Genomic DNA, 5,071 nt, shown 5'->3' on the forward strand with positions numbered 1-5,071 from the left:
CGGCGCGATGCGCGCGCCGCCACGGCTGGCCGAACCGCCGCGGCCGTGGAAGAAGGCCAGGCGGATGCCGGCCTCCTTCGCCACCTGGAGAAGCTCCACCTGCGCGCGCTGCAGCGCCCAGCGCGAGGCCAGCGTGCCGCCGTCCTTGCCGCTGTCGGAATAGCCGAGCATCACCCACTGCTGGTCGCCGCGCGATTGCAGATGGGTGCGGTAGACCGGGTCGGCGAGCAGCGCGCGCAGGGTGGCGGGGGCGTGCCGGAGGTCGTCGATGGTCTCGAACAGGGGAGCGATGTCGAGGGGCACTCCCTGGTCCTTCGCCCCCTCGGGGAGAAGGTGCCCCGAAGGGGCGGATGAGGAGCCGGGGCCCCCAGGAAAGTGGGCGCTGGTCGCAGCAAGGGCCTCCCCCTCTCGCCAGCCCTCTCTCCCGGCGTTTGCCGGGGGAGAGGGCGCCGCTGCGAGGCCGCCGTAGCGGGCGAGCGCAAGCACCGCGAGCACGTCGGCTGCGGAGCGCGCCATGCTGATGACGTACAGGCCGGCAGCGTCCGTGCCGTAGCGCGTGCGTGCGTCGTGCAAGGTGACGAATACGTCGCGCAGGGTGACGGCGGCGGGGTCGTCGCAGGCGGCGAAGGCCATGCGGCCGCCCGCATAGGGCTGCAGGCGCTTTGCGCGTTCGGCCTCGTCGCGGGAGGCCCAACCGGCATCGCCCAGCAGCGCAGCCAGCGCGTCGTCGTGCACGCGCGAATCCTGCCGTACGTCGAGCCGCGCGAGATGGAAGCCGAAGGTGCGCACGCGCCAGATCAGCCGCCGCACGGCATAGGCGCCGGCATGCAGACCGCGGTGGCCGATCAGGCTGCGCTCGACCAGTTGCAGGTCATCGAGCAGTTCGCCGGTCGACCGGTAGGCTTCCGGATGCCCGTTCCCGCCGGTGGCTTCCAGCCTTGCGCCGATCAGCGTGAGCAGGCAGCGATAGGTCATGTCGGCGTGGCGCGGGCGGATGCGCGCGGCCGCCCGCGGGAAACGCGCGCGGTAGTCGGCCAGGCGCGCGATCAGTTCCCCATCGACCGCCACGCGCCCCTCGGTCTGGCTGAGCAGCCGCGCCAGTGCGGCGACGTCGGCGATGTAGTGCTCCAGCACGTGCGCGCGCTGGGTGGCCAGGCTGGCGGCGATGGTGTCGGCGCCCACGTTGGGGTTGCCGTCCATGTCGCCGCCGACCCAGCTGGCGAAGCCGAGCAGGCGCGGCAGCGGCGCGGCCACGCCGTAGCTCGCCTGCAGGGCGCCGGCCATCGCCTCGTACAGCGCCGGCACGATGCGGTAGAGCGGGTTGGCCAGGTAGAAGCCGACATGATGGTGCTCGTCCTGCACGGTGGGGCGCACCGGCGAGGCCTCGGCGGTCTGCCAGCCGGTGGATAGCGCCATATAGATGCGGTCTTCGTCCTCCGCGCGCTCCTGCGGCGTGCGGCCGGCGTCGAAGCTGTCGACCAGCGCGCGCACGATCGCCTGCTCCTTCTCCAGCAGCGAGCGGCGCACCGCCTCGGTGGGATGGGCGGTGAACACCGGCTCGATCCACAGGCGCGCGAGCCAGCCCAGCAGTTCGTCCGCGTCCACCCCCTGCGCCTTGAGGCGCTGGAGCGTGTCCAGCAGCGATTCCGGCTGCGGCGCGCCGCCCTCGCGCTGGTAATCGCGTCGACGGCGGATGCGGTGCACCCGCTCGGCGATGTTCACCACCTGGAAGTAGGTGGCGAAGGCGCGCGCCAGCGCCTCGGCCTCGTCGGTGCCCAGGCCCGAGAGCGCCTGCGCCAGCGCGGCCACCGGTTCGCCTTCGCGGCGACGGCGGATCGCCGCCTGGCGCACCGCTTCCACGCGCTGGTAGAAGGCCTCGCCGCCCTGCTCGGCCAGCATCCGTCCGACCAGCCGGCCGAGCTTGCCGACGTCCTCGCGCAGCGGGCCGTCGTGCGGCAGGTAATCGTCGCGGCTGGCTTCCATGAAGGCTCTCCGGTGGCGTCAGGCAAGACTAACCAAAGATGATGCGCCGCAACACAATCGTGACGGCGTGACGCTACAATGGCCCCTTCCCCGGCCCGCCGAGGGGCGCTGCGACCGTTGTTGCGGGCATCACCCGCAAGATCCGGCCAGGCTCGGCGCGGCCCGTACCACAACGGCGCCCGGTTGCCTCGACGTGACCTACCCGTCGCCTCGAACCGGAGAAACCATGAACGCTGTCAGCAAAGAAACCATCCGCCCGGACTACAAGATCCGCGACATCGCCCTGGCCGACTTCGGCCGCAAGGAGATCGACATCGCCGAGCACGAGATGCCTGGCCTGATGTCGATCCGCAAGAAGTACGCGCCGCAGCAGCCGCTCAAGGGCGTGCGCGTGACCGGCTCGCTGCACATGACGATCCAGACCGCGGTGCTGATCGAGACGCTCCGCGACATCGGCGCCGACGTGCGCTGGGCCTCGTGCAACATCTTCTCCACGCAGGACCACGCCGCCGCGGCGATCGCCGCCTCCGGCACGCCGGTGTTCGCCTGGAAGGGCGAGACGCTGGAGGAATACTGGGACTGCACGCTCGACGCACTGAGCTTCCCCGACGGCAAGGGCGGCTTCCTGGGCCCCCAGCTGGTGGTGGACGACGGCGGCGACGTGACGCTGCTGATCCACAAGGGCTATGAGCTGGAAAACGGCAGCGACTGGGTCAATACCGCCTCGGGCAGCCACGAGGAGCAGGTGATCAAGAACCTGCTCAAGCGCGTGCACACCGAACGCCCGGGCTACTGGCACACCGTGGTGCGCGACTGGAAGGGCGTCTCCGAGGAGACCACCACCGGCGTGCACCGCCTCTACCAGCTGGCGCAGGAAGGCTCGCTGCTGATCCCGGCGATCAACGTCAACGACTCGGTCACCAAGAGCAAGTTCGACAACCTGTACGGCTGCCGCGAGTCGCTGGCCGATGGCTTGAAGCGCGCGATGGACGTGATGCTCGCCGGCAAGGTCGCGGTGGTGTGCGGCTACGGCGACGTCGGCAAGGGCTGCGCGCACAGCTTGCGCGCCTACGGTGCGCGCGTGGTGGTCACCGAGATCGACCCGATCAACGCGCTGCAGGCGGCGATGGAAGGCTTCGAGGTCAACACCGTCGAGTCCACGCTGGGCCGCGGCGACATCTATGTCACCACCACCGGCAACAAGGACGTGATCCGCCTGGAGCACATGCAGGCGATGAAGGACCAGGCGATCGTCTGCAACATCGGCCACTTCGACAACGAGATCCAGGTCGACGCGCTGAACGCCTCGGGCGCCCTGCGCACCAACATCAAGCCGCAGGTGGACAAGTACACCTTCAAGAACGGCCGTTCGATGTTCCTGCTGGCCGAAGGCCGCCTGGTGAACCTGGGCTGCGCCACCGGCCATCCGAGCTTCGTCATGTCCAACTCGTTCTCCAACCAGACGCTGGCGCAGATCGACCTGTGGGCGAACAAGGACCTGTACGAGCCGAAGGTCTACATCCTGCCCAAGAAGCTGGACGAGGAGGTGGCGCGGCTGCACCTGGAAAAGATCGGCGTGAAGCTGACCACGCTGACGGCCGACCAGGCCAAGTACCTGGGCGTGCCGGTGGAAGGCCCGTACAAGGCCGAGCATTACCGCTACTGAGCCTCGAGCTTCCTTGGGCGAGTCCCAAGGGAAGCCATTGCCCCACGGAAAGAAGGGCCGCAGCCATGCGGCCCTTCTTTTTTGTCCGTCGCAACCATGGCGTTTTCTTCAGCTCATCTTGAAGCCTGCCCGGCGTGCATTTTCGTGAGCGCCCGTCCTCACCCTGCCTCCCCGGAGGGGAAGGCTTCGTAGGTCCCGCGCGTTGCGGCTCGTCGAATCAGCCTGCTGGCCATGCCGCAGGAACGTAGGGCATCCGTTTGATCGCGCCCGACCAGCGCAGACTGAAGTAGGCCGGCAGCGCCGGCAGCAGTTGCCAGCGGCTGACCTCGTGGATGTCGTTGCGCGCCGATTCCAGCGGCAGCGGCTGTGCATCGCCCGCCGGCAAGGGCCGGTCCGGCGCAAGCCAGACCACCCGTCCGCGCACGCTGCCGCGTCGCTGCCGATGCTCGGCCAGCAGCGTTTCGTAAGGGAACGCGGCATCGCGGCCGTGCTCGCGGAACAGCCGCTCCTGCCACGCGAACAGGGACTGCAAGCGCGGGTGATGGGCGAAGTGCGGCACGATGCGCAGCGGCCGCAGCAGGCAGGCCAGGGTCAGGTCGGCCGCGGTGAAGCGCCCGCCGACCAGGAAGCCCTGCCGCTCCAGCCGCGCGGCGATGGGCACCAGCTGTTCCTCGAGCTGTTCGTAGACGCGGTCCTGGCGATTGCGGTGGAAGCGGAAGCGCAACGCCAGCATGGTGCCCAGCACCGGCGCCGCCAGCGTGCGCAGCACGGGCCGGGTGAACAGGCCGCCGCAGACCTGGGGCATGAAGAGCTTCGACAGGATGCCAGGGCACTCCATGATCACCTGCGTGTAGCCCAGCCGCCGCGCGTTGAGCCCCAGGGTGGAATCGAGCGTCACCATCCAGCGCCATGCCAATGTGCGCCCGGCCGGGTCTGCGGGCAGCAACGGATGCTCCGGATAGGTGTCGTCCAGGTAGCGGATGATCGGCGAGGAATCGCTGATCGCCACGCCGGTGGCGGTGTCGTGGATCAGCGGCACCGTCTGTGCGCAGTCGAAGCGCTTCATCTCGCGCTTGGTGAAGGCGACGATGTCGATGCCGCGCCAATCCAGCCGCTTGTAGTCCAGCGCCCAGCGCACCTTCTCCACGTAGTGCGACCAGTGCAGCTTGTACAGCTCGATCATGGGACGCTCCTTGTGATGTCGCCTGGTGATGGGGTTGCACCAGCGGCGAACAAGTCGTCCGTGCTCGCGGGCATGCTCCCGCAAGCCTCGGCATGGGCGACCGAGCGCTTGCCCGCGCGCCGTCGCCGCCCCCATCCCCGAAGTCGCCTGCCAGTCATCTATCGCTTTATCGCGATGAACGTATAGAATGCCGGCCACGCACCGCAGGAGGCCACCGATGCCGGCGATCAGCTTTGAGT

Annotated in this window: 3 protein-coding genes and 1 riboswitch; of the genes, 1 reads left to right on the top strand and 2 read right to left on the bottom strand. The window is 69.1% G+C overall.

Annotated features, from left to right (window positions below; translation table 11 throughout):
• On the bottom strand, positions 1-1,983 hold a 1,983-nt coding region (locus tag HOQ08_RS14865), incomplete at its 3' end, for a phosphoenolpyruvate carboxylase (RefSeq protein WP_291196612.1).
• Positions 1,984-2,077: 94 nt separating this feature from the next.
• Positions 2,078-2,171: riboswitch (S-adenosyl-L-homocysteine riboswitch) on the top strand.
• A gap of 38 nt (positions 2,172-2,209) precedes the next feature.
• Between HOQ08_RS14865 and ahcY the strand changes: the two genes are divergently transcribed.
• A complete protein-coding gene (ahcY, locus tag HOQ08_RS14870) occupies positions 2,210-3,649 on the top strand; it encodes an adenosylhomocysteinase (protein WP_291196615.1) in 1,440 nt (479 codons plus the stop codon).
• A gap of 217 nt (positions 3,650-3,866) precedes the next feature.
• Here ahcY and HOQ08_RS14875 read toward each other — a convergent pair whose 3' ends face one another.
• On the bottom strand, positions 3,867-4,832 hold the full coding sequence (locus tag HOQ08_RS14875; RefSeq protein WP_291196618.1) for a glutathione S-transferase family protein: 966 nt from the start codon (positions 4,830-4,832) through the stop codon (positions 3,867-3,869).
• Between the last annotated feature and the right edge of the window lie 239 nt (positions 4,833-5,071).

The sequence above is a fragment of the Frateuria sp. genome (genome assembly GCF_013362045.1).
In the GTDB taxonomy this organism is placed as follows: Bacteria; Pseudomonadota; Gammaproteobacteria; order Xanthomonadales; family Rhodanobacteraceae; genus Frateuria_A.

Bases quoted from the DNA above. Each gene is read 5' to 3' on its own strand.
- HOQ08_RS14875 (WP_291196618.1), bottom strand. From the start codon at position 4,832: ATGATCGAGCTGTACAAGCTGCACTGGTCGCACTACGTGGAGAAGGTG.
- ahcY (WP_291196615.1), top strand. From the start codon at position 2,210: ATGAACGCTGTCAGCAAAGAAACCATCCGCCCGGACTACAAGATCCGC.